Origin of the sequence: Balneola sp., assembly GCA_003712055.1 — a bacterium.
Taxonomy (GTDB): Bacteria; Bacteroidota; Rhodothermia; order Balneolales; family Balneolaceae; genus RHLJ01.
Window position 1 is genome coordinate 238,041 of record RHLJ01000007.1, and the last position, 16,112, is coordinate 254,152.

At 39.7% G+C, this 16,112-nt stretch carries 16 protein-coding genes and 1 riboswitch; of the genes, 12 read left to right on the forward strand and 4 right to left on the reverse strand.

The window, feature by feature from the left end; genetic code table 11:
- Positions 1-12 precede the first annotated feature (12 nt).
- A complete protein-coding gene (locus tag ED557_15630) occupies positions 13-369 on the reverse strand; it encodes a nuclear transport factor 2 family protein (GenBank protein ID RNC79502.1) in 357 nt (118 codons plus the stop codon).
- A gap of 91 nt (positions 370-460) precedes the next feature.
- Here ED557_15630 and ED557_15635 point away from each other — a divergent pair, with 91 nt between their 5' ends.
- From ED557_15635 to ED557_15665, 7 genes are all read left to right on the forward strand, one after another.
- Positions 461-1,306 carry an acetyl-CoA carboxylase carboxyltransferase subunit beta gene (locus ED557_15635; protein ID RNC79524.1) on the forward strand — a complete coding sequence of 282 codons (846 nt, stop codon included), beginning with the start codon at positions 461-463 and terminating at the stop codon, positions 1,304-1,306.
- 103 nt (positions 1,307-1,409) lie between these two features.
- A complete protein-coding gene (gene obgE / locus ED557_15640; protein ID RNC79503.1) occupies positions 1,410-2,411 on the forward strand; it encodes a GTPase ObgE in 1,002 nt (333 codons plus the stop codon).
- Positions 2,383-3,510, forward strand: coding sequence for a DNA-protecting protein DprA (gene dprA / locus ED557_15645; protein ID RNC79504.1), 1,128 nt, complete (start codon positions 2,383-2,385; stop codon positions 3,508-3,510). Before obgE ends, dprA begins: the two co-directional genes overlap by 29 nt.
- A gap of 38 nt (positions 3,511-3,548) precedes the next feature.
- Positions 3,549-3,743: riboswitch (cobalamin riboswitch) on the forward strand.
- A gap of 116 nt (positions 3,744-3,859) precedes the next feature.
- A complete protein-coding gene (locus ED557_15650) occupies positions 3,860-5,761 on the forward strand; it encodes a TonB-dependent receptor (GenBank protein RNC79505.1) in 1,902 nt (633 codons plus the stop codon).
- Between the two features lie 10 nt (positions 5,762-5,771).
- Positions 5,772-6,356 carry a hypothetical protein gene (locus ED557_15655; GenBank protein RNC79506.1) on the forward strand — a complete coding sequence of 195 codons (585 nt, stop codon included), beginning with the start codon at positions 5,772-5,774 and terminating at the stop codon, positions 6,354-6,356.
- A gap of 2 nt (positions 6,357-6,358) precedes the next feature.
- A complete protein-coding gene (locus ED557_15660; protein RNC79507.1) occupies positions 6,359-7,297 on the forward strand; it encodes an ABC transporter substrate-binding protein in 939 nt (312 codons plus the stop codon).
- Positions 7,294-8,025 (forward strand): diphthine--ammonia ligase, encoded by a 732-nt coding sequence (locus tag ED557_15665; protein ID RNC79508.1) that lies wholly within the window; start codon positions 7,294-7,296, stop codon positions 8,023-8,025. The genes ED557_15660 and ED557_15665 overlap by 4 nt, the downstream gene beginning before the upstream one ends.
- Positions 8,026-8,159: 134 nt before the next feature.
- Here ED557_15665 and ED557_15670 read toward each other — a convergent pair whose 3' ends face one another.
- Both ED557_15670 and ED557_15675 read right to left on the reverse strand, forming a co-directional pair.
- On the reverse strand, positions 8,160-8,588 hold the full coding sequence (locus tag ED557_15670) for a hypothetical protein (protein RNC79509.1): 429 nt from the start codon (positions 8,586-8,588) through the stop codon (positions 8,160-8,162).
- Positions 8,589-8,631: 43 nt separating this feature from the next.
- Positions 8,632-10,368: a phospho-sugar mutase gene (locus ED557_15675; protein RNC79510.1), complete on the reverse strand. Its 1,737-nt coding sequence runs from the start codon at positions 10,366-10,368 to the stop codon at positions 8,632-8,634.
- Between the two features lie 408 nt (positions 10,369-10,776).
- Here ED557_15675 and ED557_15680 point away from each other — a divergent pair, with 408 nt between their 5' ends.
- From ED557_15680 to ED557_15695, 4 genes are all read left to right on the forward strand, one after another.
- Positions 10,777-11,352, forward strand: a complete 576-nt coding sequence (locus tag ED557_15680; GenBank protein RNC79525.1) for a DUF305 domain-containing protein — start codon at positions 10,777-10,779, stop codon at positions 11,350-11,352.
- Between the two features lie 39 nt (positions 11,353-11,391).
- On the forward strand, positions 11,392-13,371 hold the full coding sequence (locus ED557_15685) for a hypothetical protein (protein ID RNC79511.1): 1,980 nt from the start codon (positions 11,392-11,394) through the stop codon (positions 13,369-13,371).
- A gap of 429 nt (positions 13,372-13,800) precedes the next feature.
- The gene (locus ED557_15690; GenBank protein ID RNC79512.1) at positions 13,801-14,139 is read left to right on the forward strand and encodes an AraC family transcriptional regulator; all 339 of its coding nucleotides are present in this window, start codon (positions 13,801-13,803) and stop codon (positions 14,137-14,139) included.
- A 66-nt stretch (positions 14,140-14,205) separates the two neighbouring features.
- The gene (locus tag ED557_15695) at positions 14,206-15,531 is read left to right on the forward strand and encodes a 6-bladed beta-propeller (protein RNC79513.1); all 1,326 of its coding nucleotides are present in this window, start codon (positions 14,206-14,208) and stop codon (positions 15,529-15,531) included.
- Positions 15,532-15,593: 62 nt separating this feature from the next.
- Here ED557_15695 and ED557_15700 read toward each other — a convergent pair whose 3' ends face one another.
- Entirely contained in the window at positions 15,594-15,836 is a 243-nt protein-coding gene (locus ED557_15700; protein RNC79514.1) for a hypothetical protein, read from the reverse strand.
- Here ED557_15700 and ED557_15705 point away from each other — a divergent pair.
- Positions 15,826-16,014, forward strand: coding sequence for a hypothetical protein (locus ED557_15705; protein RNC79515.1), 189 nt, complete (start codon positions 15,826-15,828; stop codon positions 16,012-16,014). The two genes, ED557_15700 and ED557_15705, sit on opposite strands and share 11 nt — an antisense overlap.
- Positions 16,015-16,112 lie beyond the last annotated feature (98 nt).

Sequence of the window (16,112 nt, forward strand, 5' to 3'; positions counted from 1 at the left end):
CTTGTTCATTCTTTATTCCAACTCTCTCTCTTCCCGGATTTCGCCAATATGGTAGTAGGCAATGATTTCTTTGATAAGGCCATCTTTAATATAATACCACTCGCTCACATCTAATTTAAAATCCTCTCCCTGAGTTGCAGTATATCGCACACACCCTGAATGTTCGGAACATATCTGATCGTGGATTTGAAATCGGTAACCTAGAAATTTATCCTCATTTTGTTTAACCAATTCCAGATAGGCATCTCTCCCTTTAATAGTTCCAAATGGGCTGGTATGTTGAAAGTCTGCAGTTACAGGGAGATTCATATAATCTCCTGTGTTCCACTTCTCAAACCAGTCGTTTACAAGTTGTTCTGTATTCATCATTCCCTTATTTAGTGTTCTTTAAAGTAGGTATTCAGATTCCTAATTGATTCGAAGAATCTTTATTTTTGACGAAATTTTCAAAATGGAGTCTATGTCCTGGTTTAAAAGAAAAGACGATAACATTCAAACCTCTGAAAAAAAGGAAATGCCGGAAGGCGTTTGGGTAAAGGTACCTACTACAGGGGAAACCATTCATCGAAGAGAGCTGGAAGACAATTTATTCGTTGACCCGCTCAGTGGCTATCATTTTAGAGTTGGAAGTAAAGAGTATTTCGACATCATTTTTGATAAAGGAAAGTTTGAAGAAATCGGCAACGATGTACTCCCCACGGACCCGCTCACATTTGCTGATCGTAAGAAGTACACTGATAGACTGGAAGATTCGCAAAAAAAAACCGGTCTAAGCGATGCTGCTCGTGTAGCTGTTGGTAAAATGAATGGAGTTGACCTGGTTGTGGGATGTATGGACTTTGGATTTATCGGAGGCAGCATGGGTTCGGTAGTAGGCGAGCGACTAGGTATCGCTATTGATGAAGCCCGCGAGAAGAAAATTCCTCTCATTATCATTTCCCAAACGGGTGGAGCCCGAATGATGGAAAGTGTATTAAGCTTAATGCAGATGGCAAAGACATCCGCTAAACTTGCTCAACTAGATGAAGAAGGTATTCCATTCATATCTTATTTAACTAACCCAACCACTGGTGGAGTAACTGCAAGTTATGCTATGCTTGGTGATTTCAATGTTGCTGAACCAGGTGCACTTATCGCTTTTGCGGGACCTAGAGTAGTTCGACAGACAATTGGACGAGATCTTCCAGAAGGTTTCCAAACAGCAGAGTATTTACTTGAGCATGGATTCTTAGATTTTATTGTTCCAAGAACACAAATGAAATCGAAGCTGACGAAGCTTTTGAAACTCGTTCTCAATAAGAAGTAATTCTTCACTCTCCAGAAGTTTCAGAACGTTAATAGTTATTGGTTAATGGTTACTGATATCCCAATAACCATTAACCAATAACTAATGCCCAATAACCAAGACAATGAGATTCGCAGACTACGCTAAGATTTATGTTACGGCCGGAAAAGGCGGAGATGGGTCTGCCCATTTTAGAAGAGAGAAGTTTGTTCCAAAAGGAGGTCCGGATGGTGGAGATGGTGGTAGAGGTGGTAACATCGTTCTAAAAGGAAATGCTCAGCTTAATACCATCCTGGATTTGAGATATAAAAAATATATCAAAGCGAAGGCCGGAATACATGGGGCTAAAAGCCGTAAAACCGGCGCTGATGGAGAAGACATTATCCTGGAGGTACCTCTCGGAACGGTAGCGTTTGATGCAGATTCCAGAGAACGATTAGGGGAAATAACTGAGGATGAACAAAAGCTGGTAATAGCTGAAGGTGGAAAAGGAGGCCTAGGCAACTGGCACTTTCGAAGCTCCACTAACCAAACTCCCCAGTTTGCCCAAGAAGGAAAGCCCGGAGAAGAACGGGTTGTTGAATTAGAGTTAAAGCTCATTGCTGATGTAGGGTTGGTGGGTTTTCCAAATGCGGGTAAGAGCACACTGCTTTCTGCACTTTCTGAGGCAAGACCTAAGATTGCAGACTATCCTTTCACCACTCTTGAACCGAACCTGGGAGTAGTCACTTTTTCTGATTATCGAAGTTTTGTAATGGCTGATATCCCAGGGATAATTGAAGAAGCTCACCAGGGAAAAGGACTTGGAATTCAATTCCTGCGTCATATTGAGCGCAATAATGTGCTTCTGTTTATGGTAAGTGCTGAAACAGATATTGAGTATGAGTACGAGGCACTACGAAATGAACTTAGATCTTATCGTCCTGATCTACTTGATAAACCCTCTGTGTTAGCAATAACAAAGATGGATTTAAAACAAGGATTTAAGTTAGAAGAAGAGTTGCAAATTGATGAGGAAATTCACGTTATTCACATTTCGTCGGCTACTGGTCATGGTATTGATGAACTAAGGGAAACTCTTTGGGGACTCATACAATATGCAAAAGAACTCAATTCAGAATCTTAGAACATTACTCGCTCTAAATTTAATAAATGGGCTTGGCCCGAAGCGAGTAAAACAACTCGTTCAAACCGTCAAAGATCCGGGCTCTATCTTTTCTTTGACCAAACAAGAACTTCGTCAGGTCGAAGGGATCGGTGAAGCATCCGCTTTGTCCATTTTATCATTTAATAAATGGGATGAAGTAGATTCTATACTAAAGGACACCAAAAAAACCAGATCCAGGATAATTACGCTACTTGATCCGGAGTACCCTGAGTTACTTAAACAGATTTATGACCCACCTGTTTTGTTTTGGATACAAGGTGATGCCAACGCACTTTCAAAGCCAGGTATTGGTGTAATAGGAACTCGGAATACTACTTTGTATGGTAGAAAAATGGCCGAAAAGCTTTCCAAAGAGCTTGGTGAGGAGGGATTATGCATCTATAGCGGATTGGCTGAAGGAATAGATAGTATTGCACATAAAGCTGCTCTTGAAGCCAATGCATCAACAGTAGCTGTTCTTGGGTCGGGCATAGATAATCTATATCCGCGTAGCAACGCAGATTTAGCAAATCAAATCGTAAAAAATGGTGGAGCCGTAATTACAGAGTATTCTCCGGGAGCTAAACCAGAACCTGGAAATTTTCCGATTCGAAATAGAATAGTGAGCGGATTGAGTCTGGGAGTTTTAGTAGTTGAATCAGGTATTCAGGGAGGTAGTATGATTACTGCTGATTTAGCGCTCGATCAAAACCGGGAAGTATTTACCATACCGCACACTTTGGACAATGCTTCTGGAACGGGATGTAATTATTTAATCAAAACAGGAGCTGCTAAGTTGGTACAATCAATACATGATATTCTGGATGAACTTCCTGTAGCTCAAAAAAAGAAAGGTGAAACTAAGCCATCCCCCAAACCAATAGCTCAATGGAGAAAAGAAGATTTGAGTGAACTGGATAAGAAAATCTGCGAAACTCTGGAAAAAGGAGCTCTTCAAATCGATGTTCTTGCAGATACCCTTTCCGAGCATGTAAGCCAATTATTAGTGAATCTACTCCAGCTTGAAATGAAAGGCATAGTAGTTCAAAAAGCTGGTAAAATGTTTGAGCTAAAGTAGAACAGCATTTCTGGATTGACATCCCCGGCAAATTCCTATATCATTGGCGTGCAATAGGTTTTTTCTTTACAGAAAAAATAATAGGGAATCCGGTGTAAATCCGGAGCTATCCCCGTAGCTGTAAACTCAGAAAATCATCAACCTGACATTGCCACTGTCCCGACAGTAGTCGAGATGGGAAGGCCGTTGATGAAGAGTGAGCCAGAAGACCTGCCTATTTGTATTTCAGAATTCAGGCTTTCGGAGGAAGGGCCGGGAATGGTTCGATTGCTGGCTCTAGGAACCGGCAGCCCCATCGTTTCCACACTTTTTTATCGAAAGCTCATCGGTTAACACATAATTTAAAACCATGAGCAAAATCATAACATTACTTACAATAGGGGTTTTATTGAGCACCCCTTTAAAAGCTCAAAAACAAGTCGCTGACGCACTAGATTTGAACAGAATAGTTGTTACAGCTTCCAAGATCCCTCAATTAGCAAGGGAGACAACTAAATCAGTTACTATAATAAGTAGAACTGAAATCGAACGCTTCCAGGGAGCTGATCTTGCACAACTCTTGCACCAGCAGAGTGGAATTGTTGTAAACGGTGCGGGAAGTAATCCTACTGCTGCAAAAGGAGTTTATTTGCAAGGCGCTACTGGTCAATACACTCTAATACTTATTGACGGGGTTCCTGTTAATGATCCTTCTGGAAGTGGTGGAGCATATGATCCACGACTTTTTCCACTTGGGAATATTGAACAAATCGAAATAGTAAAGGGCAGTCAGTCTACACTTTATGGTACTGATGCTATTGCAGGTGTAATCAATATCATTACTAAAAAAGAGAGCCTGGAAACCGTAAATCTTAGTGCAGGTCTTTCTTATGGGACCTATAATAGTTTTAATAGTGATATTGCTCTCCGTGGTAGTCTCAATGAAATGCTTGGGTATTCAGTAAGCTATACTCATGCTTCTTCTGATGGTACTTCAGAAGCAGAAGAGCCAGAGGGAGCAACGGGGTTTGATGACGATGGGTTTTCACAGGATGCGATATCTACCAGATTAATAGTTAATCCATTAGAAGGCCTTTCTATTCAACCCTTTCTAAACTATAGTTTCTATGATGGTGAATATGACGCAGCAGCTTTTACTGATGCCCCGGATAATACTTTTGAATTGAAGAGTTTTGTACCTGGAGTACAGTTTGGATATTCTTTGGATAGAGTTCGTGTGAATGGCTCCTATCAATACACAAGAACGCAACGTGAATTTATAAGCGGTTTTGACCCCTTTAATACAGAAGGGCGTTTTCATGATGTAGATGTTTATTCATCGGGTACTATCAGCGATCAATTTAGTGTTCTTGGAGGATTCAACTACCAGAATAACCAATTACCTGCCAGTACGAATGGTGTAGAAGAATCTGCGGATATTATCAGCCCTTACCTGACATTTTATGCTAATAACATAAACGGTTTTAGTGCAGAAATAGGCTACCGCTTAAATAGTCACACTGAGTATGGGAATAACTCTACATTCAGTTTCTCGCCTTCTTTTCAAGCCACCGAGGAGATAAAAATACTGGCTTCTGTAAGCTCCGGATTCAAAGCACCTACGTTAACTGAGCTGTTTAGTCCAGGCAATTATGGTGGAAATCCAGATTTAGATCCTCAAAAAAGCTTTTCTCTAGAAGGTGGTATAGAAACCCGGGCTTTGGATAATACAGTGCTTGTAAAAGTGCAAGGCTTCCGTCGAAGTATAGATGATGTTATTGTTTTCCAGTTTGCTTCGGATTTTTTATCTGGGAGCTATTTCAACCTGAACGAGCAAAATTTCTGGGGTATCGAAATAGATGCGGAAGCAATTGTTTCAGATGGAATTTCTTTGTCTACTGGCTACCAGTACCTGAAGGGTGAAACTATCAATGATGATGGAAATGGGAATACTTCAAAAACAAAGTCTCTTATTCGTAGACCTGAACACCGATTCAATATGCAGGTTTCTGTACAGCCTATCGACGATCTTACCATCAATGCATTGGTAGATGTGGTAGGGGAACGACCTGATACCGATTTTTCAACAGGGAATGAAGTAACACTTGATGCCTATGTGTTAGCAAATCTTCAAGTATCGTATGCAATACTTCCCAATCAATTAACCATAGTCGGAGATTTAAATAATATTTTTGACACCGAATACAATGAAACCTACGGTTTTGCAACCTGGGGCAGAAATGCAAAAATTGGCCTTCGGTTCAAACTCTAATCGCATAATTATGGGAAAATTAAAAATAGATACCAGATTTGTAGTATTGCTCCTCTTTATTTTGATAACAGGAGCATGGAGGTTTTTTATTTCATCATCAGGTGAAGTATCAATCCTAAGTAATTTTTCACCTCTTGGCGCTATGGCATTATTCGGAGGAGTGTATTTCAAGAGCTGGAAAGGGTATGCCTTTCCACTTCTTACTATATGGATCAGCGATATTTTCATGAATCGATTTATTTTTTTCGGAGAATGGAAGTTTTTCTATGATGGATTTATTTGGGTGTATGGAGCTTTCGCCCTTATGGTTTTGGTTGGCAAATGGTTGCACCCCAATAAAAGCGTTCTTCGATTTATTGGATCTTCATTACTCATCGTATTTATTCATTGGATAGTAACAGATATCGGAGTTTGGATTGGAAGTACTATTTATCCCCAAACATTGGCAGGTTTTTGGGCTTGCCTGGTTGCGGCTATTCCTTATGAGATTAGATTTCTTGGAGGTTCTTTGATTTATGGAGTGGTTCTTTTTGGTTCGTTTGAATGGGCTTCCTATAAGTTTCGGTCTCTTCAACCCAAAACTATAACTCAATAGTCATGAAGGTATGTTCTTTTCTTCCCGCAGCTACTCAAATGATGTATGATATGAAGCTAGATGGTATGCTTGAGGGCATCACATTCGAGTGCCCTGAGCAGGCTTTGAGCGAAAAGCCACCGGTAGTTCGATGTGTTCTGGAAGGAAAGAACTATTCGAGTATAGAGATTGATAAGATCTTTTCTGCCAGCAAAGCAAGTGGAAAGAGCCTCTATTATGTGGATGAAGAGCTAATACAAGAAATTGCTCCTGATGTAATTTTTACCCAGGATGTATGTGATGTGTGCCAAATTGATACAGAATGTACGTCGAGGGCTGTAGCCAAACTTCCTAAACAACCTGAGTTGATTTCTCTTACTCCACAATCCTTACATGATGTATTTGACAATGCACTTACTATTGCCAAGGCAGTAGGACAAGAAGAAGTTGCTTATCAGTATTTAGGAGGCCTTCAACAGCGTATTGATTTAATCATTGATACACTTCGTAAGCATAAAACACTTCCCAGAAGAGTTTCGCTATTGGAGTGGATTGATCCGATTTATAATTGTGGTCATTGGATTCCTCATCAAATTGGATATGCAGGCGGAGTAGATATGCTTTCTAACCCATCTAGCGATAGCATTCGAATGGAATGGGAGCGAATTGCTAAATACGATCCTGAAGTCCTGGTAATTGCTCCATGTGGGTTCAATATTGAAAGGGCAGCTGAAGAAATCGATATCCTTGTTAACAAGAAAGGCTGGGATCAGGTTTCGGCAGTCAGAAACGGTGAAGTATACCTGGTAGATTTTGATTTATTTACTCAGTCTTCTGCTGGCACTTTAGTAGATGGCATTGAAGTACTGGCTTCATTATTTCACCCCGAGATATTCAATCTCCCAAAGAGAATCTCTCATAAAGCGAAAGCTATTGAATTGATAAAACTTGGGATAAAATGATTCATAAATCGGTATTTAATTGGAGCGGGGGAAAGGACAGTTCCCTCGCTCTATTTCATATTCTTAGGGATCCTACCTATTCCATTGAATCGTTATTGAGTACGGTGAATGGGGGTAATAGTCGTTTGGCTATGCATGGGGTAAGACAAGAACTAATTGAGGGCCAAGCCCGGTCACTCAAGATCCCTTTGTTTGCTCTTCAGTTACCGGAAATGCCTTCTATGGATGAGTATAACTCAGCAATGTCGGAGACAATGAATGGGTATAAAGCTGAAGGCTTCACGCATTCTATTTTTGGAGATATCTTTTTAGAAGACTTAAAAGATTATCGGGTGAATGAGTTGAATAAAATTGGATTTAATGCGGTATTTCCATTATGGAAGAGAGATACTCAGGAACTAGTGAGCGAATTTATCGACCTGGGCTTTAAAGCGATTACGGTTTGCGTAAAGGATCAAATACTAGGTGAAGAATTTGTCGGTCGAATTATTGACAAGGAGTTCGTAAAAGATCTCCCGGACGGAGTAGACCCATGTGGCGAATACGGAGAATTCCACAGTTTTGTATTTGATGGGCCTATTTTTGAAACCCCGGTTTCATTTGAGATTGGCGAAAAAGTACTCAAGAGATATAAAAATCCTGATCCCGATAATAATGATTGCAGGCTTTCAAATGAATCAGACCCTAATAAGATGGGATTCTGGTTCTGTGACTTAATTCCGAAGTAATGTATTTTTCATTCTGAGGCCTATCTTTCGTACGACTACTTTGGAAGGAGGACTACTGCCGAAGAATCTAAACGAATAGTTGATTAGATCCTTCGCAGGTATGCTCAGGATGACCTTAAAACAAAAGTGCCTAATTACTTCTGGAATACCGCTAAGCCGAAATAGCAAGGCTCAACAGAGCAAGAATACATCGTAACAGAAACTTTGTATCGTCCGGATCGTTCGGAATCGAGGTATACAACCGGGTAATCATCTTCCTCTATATCAGAGTCCATTTCATTACCCTCCGAATCATACAGGTAAAGATCTAAGTCTTCACAATCCTCATCACAAAATCCCTGGAATACATATTCTTTTGAAGAATCGAGGTAGAATGTCCAGTCATTATCTGAACCCTCATTGATAGTCCCAATGATGTAATTTTTTACTGAATAACCTCTATCGGAGATATTATCATAAGCATTTTGGATTTGAGTCCATACCACATCGGTATAAGATTGTGCCTGTGTTGGAATGCACAGAATCGTGAGCATAGCAATGCCTAAAGATATTCTTTTTATCATTTTGTCGTACCCTTAATTAGCGATTAATTTCGCGAATATACGTTTATGCACCCAAATCTTTCAACATAGAATCTATCACGAAGCCCAAAGAGGCATCTGTTTCGTAATATTTATCCGCACTTTCGAGAGAGGTATTTACGCTGCAATAGAATTTAATCTTTGGCTCTGTTCCGGAAGGCCGGGCGGAGACAATACCTCCGTCTTCTGTAATAAACTGAAGCACATTGGCTTTAGGTAGGTCAATTGGAGTTACCTCTCCGGTCTCAAGATTCTTTTCTTTTTGAGTCTGGTAGTCTTTAAGAATGGTTAGTTTTGAACCACCTAAACTCTGAGGAGGATTACTTCTGAAATTAGCCATCATCTGCTGTATTTCCTCTGCACCTGCTTTCCCTTTTTTGGTAACGGAAACCAGTTTCTCTTTGAAAAAACCATGTTCAACATACATTTCCAGTAGAGCCTCAAATAGGCTGCTGCCCTTGTCTTTGTAGTAGGCGGCCATTTCAGCAATAATTACTGCTGATACTACTGCATCTTTATCTCGAACATGCTCACCGATTAAGTATCCATAGCTTTCTTCACCACCAGCAATAAATTGTTTTTTGCCCTCCAATTCGGTGATTAGTTCACCAATGTATTTAAATCCGGTTAAGGTGTTGTAACACTCTACTCCATAAGATCCAGCTATTCTATCGATGAGGTAGGAAGTAACAATGGTTTTAACGATGTACTCATTTCCAGTGAGCTTACCCGCTTCTTTCCAGGCGGTAAGCATGTAATTGATAATCAGGGTTCCAGTCATATTTCCGTTAAACAGAATCCACTCATCCTTATCATTTTTTACTGCAATACCCACTCTATCGGAGTCAGGATCGGTAGCCATTACAAGTTCAGCATCAATCTCTTTTGCTTTAGCCATGGCCATGCTTAGCGCTTCCTGTTCTTCCGGGTTTGGGTACACCACTGTAGGGAAATTACCATCAACAACCATCTGCTCTTCAACCAGGGTTACATTCTCAAAGCCATATGCTTTTAGAGCAGGAGGAACCGAAACTCCACCGGTACCGTGAATAGGGGAGAAGACAATACTAAGATCTTTTTGCCTTTGGATGGCTTCTTTGGAAACCGAAAGCTTAACTAACTCATTTAAGTACTTTTGATCAATTTCTTCGCTAATACTCTCAATGTTTTCAGGATTTCCCTCAAACTTCACTTCCTCAACGTTGGAAATTTTCTGAACCTCTTCCATCACCATTTTATCATAAGGTGCAACAAATTGACCCCCATCAGCACCATAAGCCTTATAACCGTTGTATTCTTTAGGGTTGTGAGAAGCAGTAAGTACTACTCCACTTTGGCAACTAAGCTCACGGATAGCGTAGGACAACTCCGGAGTGGGTCTCAAGGCTTCGAAGAAATAGACGTAAATACCATTGGCCGAAAACACATCAGCTACAACTTGTGCCAGGGTATCTGAATTATTCCTGCAATCATAGGCAATAGCAACTTTGATTTGTTCATTGGGGTAGGTCTTTTTAAGAAAATTGCTAAGACCTTGTGTAGCCATACCAAAGGTATATTTGTTTACCCTGTTTGAGCCAACCCCCATTATTCCCCGAAGCCCCCCTGTACCAAACTCCAGATCTCTGTAAAAAGCATCCGTTAATTGAGTAAACTGTTCTGTATCCAACATGTGCCGGATGGATGCTTTTGTTTCTTCATCATATCCACCAGTTAGCCATTGATCGATTTTCTCTTGTACAGATGCTTCTAGATTACCCATTGAGGAAAGTTTAAAGGTTCGATTTTAGAAATGCGAATATAGAAATTTATCAAGTTTAATTAGAGTATTTGCTGGCTACGACTATAAAGCTTTTGTAATCATTCTTTTTTGGGATTAGCGAATGCTCGTAAAAAGATTCCAATATGGTCTGAAAAGATGGTTTTTCTCTTTTTTTGAGCTTATTATCTTCGGTTAGCAATCAAATCATAATCGCATAGTACTGTGAATACAAACAAATATTTAACATTCTGTTTTATCCTTTTGATTGGATCCGGTTTTGCTTGTAAAAGCTCTCAAGGAGTAGCGGATAATTCGTCTTCAAGTGAATCTCAGGATGCAACCACTTCTCAATCACCTTCTGCTGAAGAACTAGAGGAGTTATACTGGCAACGGATTCAAGAGTCTAAAATGAATTTTGTACAGGCAGATGTTGACTTCATGACTGGTATGATCGCGCATCATGCGCAGGCACTTATTATGTCTGACTTGGCACCAAAGAATGGCGCAAGTCCGGAAGTTCAACGATTGGCTTCAAGAATTATCAATGCCCAGAAAGATGAAATTGCCACAATGCAAACCTGGCTAAGAGATCGAGGACAGCCCGTGCCAAAAGTTCGTATCGAAGGGTTAATGCTTATGATTGATACAGAAGGTGGAGAACATATGGGGCACGAAGGACATGGTGCTCATGGAGGGCATAGTAATCACGACCATATGAATATGGTGGGTATGCTTACCCAAGAGCAGTTGGCTGAATTATCGGAAGCCAAAGGCATCGATTTCGACCGTTTATTTTTGGAGTATATGATACAGCACCACATGGGAGCCGTTACAATGGTTGAAAAACTAATCAGTACGGATGGTGCAGTTCAGGATGAAGGGTCTTTTCGATTAGCAACTGATATCAATGTTGATCAGATTACAGAAATCGAACGTATGAAATTAATGCTCCTGGGTATTACTCCAGCCGAAGAATTTGACTAATTACATTTATCAATAACTCAATAACCAATACATAACAGCATGAATAATTTTTCATTCAAAAAAATGATGGTTCCTTCATTGTTAGCTATGGTGGTAGTAGCATATGCTTGTTCACCATCGGCGCCAACAACTCAGGCTCCATTTACTGCTCCGCAGGTAGCAACACTAGATGAGATAAGTGCTCCAAGTCCAGACCCAAGGGTAGGATTAGGTGCCGGACTTTTTGATGCGGAGGAAGCAATCTGGAATATGGAAATGCTATCTACAACTCCCCCGGCAGAAGACTTTCTGGGTGTTACTAATTCCGATTTAGCCTTTCAGGGCCCTTATGCATTTCAAGGAAACTACAACGGTGTGATGATTTGGGATCTAACAGACCCTACATCTCCTGAATTAGTGAAAGATTATCTTTGCCCTGCTTCTCAAAGTGACGTGTCTGTATACGAAAACCTGATGTTTGTTTCTGGTGAAGGATTTGGTGGTCGTCTTGATTGTGGTACTCAAGGTGTTCAGGAAGCTGTTTCTCAAGACAGACTTCGTGGTATCAGAATTTTCGATATCACTGATATCCAAAATCCTGAGTACATCGCTAACGTACAAACGTGCCGTGGTTCACATACTCACTCTGTACTAAAAGATCCGGATGATAATGACAATGTATATGTGTACGTATCTGGTTCAGCAGGTATCCGTCCGGATGAAGAATTACCTGGATGTTCAAACGCTCTTCCTGAAGACGATCCAAATTCTGCATTATTCAGAATTGAAGTAATTAAAGTTCCTCTTGCTAGCCCCGAAGATGCGGCTATCGTCAGCTCTCCTCGAATTTTCGAGGACTTAACAGCTCCTCCTACCCATGGACTTGCTCCTGCTGATAAAGAAGCGTTACGAGTTGCAAAAGAGAACGGAGCAATCACTTTTTACCGTCTCGGAACAGAGCGTGTACTAAACTGGGGATTTGCCGGAAGATTAATTCAAAACAGAGCTGTTGAAAGAGGAGGAGAAGGAACTACTCCTACTGCTGAAGACACTGCTTATGTTCGTGAAAACGCAACCAACATGATCAATGAAATGTTTGGTACAGGTGAATCTGATCGTGGGCCAAACCAGTGCCATGATATCACACTTTACCCTGAAATTGGCTTAGCTGGTGGTGCATGTGAAGGATATGGATTGCTATTGGATATCTCCGACCCTGTAAACCCTGTTCGAATCGATGCTGTTGCTGATTCTAACTTCTCATACTGGCACTCTGCTACCTTTACTAATGATGGTAGCGCAGTTCTATTTACTGATGAGTGGGGTGGTGGTGGCCAGCCTAAGTGCCGTGAGTCTGATCCTTATGAGTGGGGAGCAAATGCAATCTTCACTATTACTGAGGACAAAAAGCTTGATTTCCAAAGCTACTATAAACTTCCTGCTCCGCAAACTACTGAGGAAAACTGTGTAGCTCACAACGGTTCTATGATTCCTATTCCTGGCCGCGACATTATGGTTCAGGCGTGGTATCAGGGCGGTATTTCAGTATTTGACTGGACTGATCCTGCTAACCCAGTTGAAATTGCGTTTCACGATCGCGGGCCTGTATCTGCTGAAAGAATGCAGTCTGGTGGCAGCTGGTCAGTATACTGGTACAATGGCATGATTGTAAGTTCTGAGATCTCTCGTGGACTTGACATCTTCGATCTTACTCCAAGTCCATACCTAACTGTTAATGAAATTGAAGCTTCTAAAACCGTAGTGCTGGATTATCTGAATGCTCAGGGACACCCAATGTTTGAGTGGCCATCTACTCCTGTTTTGGCTAAAGCTTATTTAGATCAGTTAGACCGTGATAATGGTTTAGATGCTGCAAGCATTACTGCGATCCGTCAGGCATTAGCAAATGCAGAATCTACAGGTAATTCTAAGATATTCTCTGTGCTAGCCAACAGGATTAGTGGAATGGCAGCTGGTGCCGGCGATTCTGAGAAAGTCCAGATGCTTGTTAATACACTACAAGACTTAGGCTCGATGTAAAAGTTGAAGCTTATCAAATTCAAAAGCCTCTTATGCTTAGCATGAGGGGCTTTTTTTATATAGGAATAGGTCTTCTTGTAGATGTTAGGCACGTCTTTAGCAGCATACTTGCGAAGGACGCAGTGACAGCTAGTCCTGAGCAGTCTCGTTGACAAAACCTTATTCGCGGAGATTGTCCACCTTCCCCCAAAAATATTCGGGATAAGGAGGAAGGGCGAAGAGCTCCGTCGATATAATTCCTAAATGACATACCACAATGGAAATGCATTTTCTGCCAGTAAATAAGTAATTGAGCCCCATGAATATAGAAAGATGAAAACCAGAAAATAGTTTTGAACTTTAAAAAATAATCCCTTCATTATATGCGTCTTAGTAAGGAGAGATCAGGTAGTTATTAACAAAGCCAATAGGTAATTAACTAAATACTAAATGCACAAGATAGAGAATGCTCTTGATGTATTGGGGCAGAACATCACAGAAATTGTAACAGTCTCAGAATGGGCTGAAAAGATGAGTTTTAATTGTGAGAAGTACTTTTCAACCAAGATCCGAGATTATTATGGAAAGCGTGCCAAGCAAATAATTATAGAACAGAAGCTCCTTAAGATTGAAGAATGCCTCAGTAAATCAAGTAACGAAATTTTTTATTGTATAGCCCGTGAATTAGGATTTGCAAATGAGCACTCCCTATACAAATTTGTTAAAAGGCATACCGGAAAGACAATCACTGAGTTGAAAAGGGACAATGAAAAAGAAAAAAGGAAATGAAAATTTAAATACTTTTTTAGTAACCCTTAACAAAATGGATTGCAAAATGAAAAAATAACGATTCTAATGTCTCTGATGCTTTTTGGTATTTTGTCAGCATCACCAAATCAATGCATTGATATCTATAATGATTGTTATGACGCAAACCCATATGACGAAGAAACCCAAGCTTTTTATTATTTGGGGAACGTAAACGGTTGCAAAGCTTCTAAGAAGGTTTGCAGTGAACTTCAAGTTAATCAAGTTTCTATGAATCAAATTTATTCATTTTTTTCTAAAGTAATTCTTTCAACTGTTACTGTATTATTGTTTAACTGTATTGATACACATAAAAATAATTTTACAAATAACTTCGATAAATATGTTTTTGATTTACCGTCAATTAAAGTGGATAAATTTGATATTTATATAAATGATGAAAGTATAAATACCATACATAGCAATATTAATAATACTGTCTCAGATAAAATATTTTTCATTGATCATAGTAATTGGACCCTATATATGGCTAAGAAAGATGGTACAATTCTGGATCGGGCAGGAGGTATTGGTCGAGGTCCGGGAGAATTTTCAGTAATTAATGATTTGCATGTATATGAAGAGGATAAAGTACTACAGGTTTTAGATAAAAGGTCAAAAAGATTTACTTATTACAACTTTGAAGCTGATAGTCTTGAATTTTTACATACAATTTCTTTGCCAAATTATGGAGGTTTAAGGCTCCAGAATTTATATGGGATAAAAGGTATGCATGTAGGAGTATTCCATCAACTAGAACAGAGTGGGGGTGATGTATCAAAAAATAGGGTAAAAGTGTTCTCCCTTAACAATTCATTTACAACAAAAGAAGAGTTTTTTGATGTTGAGGGTTCAGAATTGATAGAAACCCAATTAAATGGAAATAAATTTTTTACCGAGAATTTATTCGGAAATGAAACGGTTTGGAATTTTTCTGATGGAAAGCTGTTTTTTGGAAATGCGGAAAATTTGAATTTTAAAGTAATAAGTATTGAAAACAGGGAAATATCTGAAATAAACATTCCCGAAATTCCAGACAATCTTAACAATCAGCTCGCTACAGAATATGTACTATCAAAATATTCAATGTTTTTTACCCAATATCCTGAATATGAAAAGTACTTTAAAGAACGAAAGTTTCTTCCGTTCTATAGTTCTATTTATGCAAGAGGGGATTTCCTCTACATTCCGCTTACCAAATATAGAAATGAAAAAAGCTTCATTCTACGTTATAATTTAGAATTAGAACAAATGGAAAAAATTGAAACCCCTTCTAATTTTTTTATGAAAGGGGTTAACGATAATGGCATTTATGGCATAACAGTTGAGGATGATTCTGGTGAGCTTAATGTATCTATTTTAGAATTTAATTAAGGTTCTCTCAAAACGAATATAGTTGACGATTTTTTCTATAAGTAAAAGAAGGTACAAGTATATTACTGAATTGACGTTCCTCTTGTCTCTTTTACGGTAATGGCTATAAAGAAAGCAAGTAAAGAAACAGCGATGATATACCAGGCAATTGCAACAGGATTACCAGTCACAGAGATCAACCAGACGGCTACCATAGGAGCTGTTCCTCCAAAGAGCGCATAAGGGATATTATAACTCACGCTGGTAGCACTTGCTCGTACCCTGGCTGGAAACAATTCGGTCATAAAGGCTGGAATGGTGCTCATAAAAATAGACAATAAGATGGTAAAGATGGATTGGCCAAGCAAATTAGGAGTTGAAATCTTTTATTGTGTAGCTTGGGAATTTGGATTTGCAAATGAGCACTCCCTTTACAAATTTGTTAAACGGCATACCGGAAAGATAATCACTGAGTTGAAAAGGGACAGTGAAAAGGGACAGTGAAAAGGGACAGTGAAAAGGGACAGTGAAAAGGGACAGTGAAAAGGGACAGTGAAAAGGGACAGTGAAAAGGGACAGTGAAAAGGGACAGTGAAAAGGGA

Coding starts and splice junctions, on each gene's coding strand:
- ED557_15660 (RNC79507.1), top strand. CDS start 6,359: ATGAAGGTATGTTCTTTTCTTCCCGCAGCTACTCAAATGATGTATGAT.
- ED557_15695 (RNC79513.1), top strand. CDS start 14,206: ATGTCTCTGATGCTTTTTGGTATTTTGTCAGCATCACCAAATCAATGC.
- ED557_15690 (RNC79512.1), top strand. CDS start 13,801: ATGCACAAGATAGAGAATGCTCTTGATGTATTGGGGCAGAACATCACA.
- ED557_15650 (RNC79505.1), top strand. CDS start 3,860: ATGAGCAAAATCATAACATTACTTACAATAGGGGTTTTATTGAGCACC.
- ED557_15700 (RNC79514.1), bottom strand. CDS start 15,836: ATGAGCACCATTCCAGCCTTTATGACCGAATTGTTTCCAGCCAGGGTA.
- ED557_15665 (RNC79508.1), top strand. CDS start 7,294: ATGATTCATAAATCGGTATTTAATTGGAGCGGGGGAAAGGACAGTTCC.
- obgE (RNC79503.1), top strand. CDS start 1,410: ATGAGATTCGCAGACTACGCTAAGATTTATGTTACGGCCGGAAAAGGC.
- ED557_15655 (RNC79506.1), top strand. CDS start 5,772: ATGGGAAAATTAAAAATAGATACCAGATTTGTAGTATTGCTCCTCTTT.
- ED557_15630 (RNC79502.1), bottom strand. CDS start 369: ATGATGAATACAGAACAACTTGTAAACGACTGGTTTGAGAAGTGGAAC.
- dprA (RNC79504.1), top strand. CDS start 2,383: ATGCAAAAGAACTCAATTCAGAATCTTAGAACATTACTCGCTCTAAAT.
- ED557_15705 (RNC79515.1), top strand. CDS start 15,826: ATGGTGCTCATAAAAATAGACAATAAGATGGTAAAGATGGATTGGCCA.
- ED557_15635 (RNC79524.1), top strand. CDS start 461: ATGTCCTGGTTTAAAAGAAAAGACGATAACATTCAAACCTCTGAAAAA.
- ED557_15675 (RNC79510.1), bottom strand. CDS start 10,368: ATGGGTAATCTAGAAGCATCTGTACAAGAGAAAATCGATCAATGGCTA.
- ED557_15685 (RNC79511.1), top strand. CDS start 11,392: ATGAATAATTTTTCATTCAAAAAAATGATGGTTCCTTCATTGTTAGCT.
- ED557_15680 (RNC79525.1), top strand. CDS start 10,777: ATGAATTTTGTACAGGCAGATGTTGACTTCATGACTGGTATGATCGCG.
- ED557_15670 (RNC79509.1), bottom strand. CDS start 8,588: ATGATAAAAAGAATATCTTTAGGCATTGCTATGCTCACGATTCTGTGC.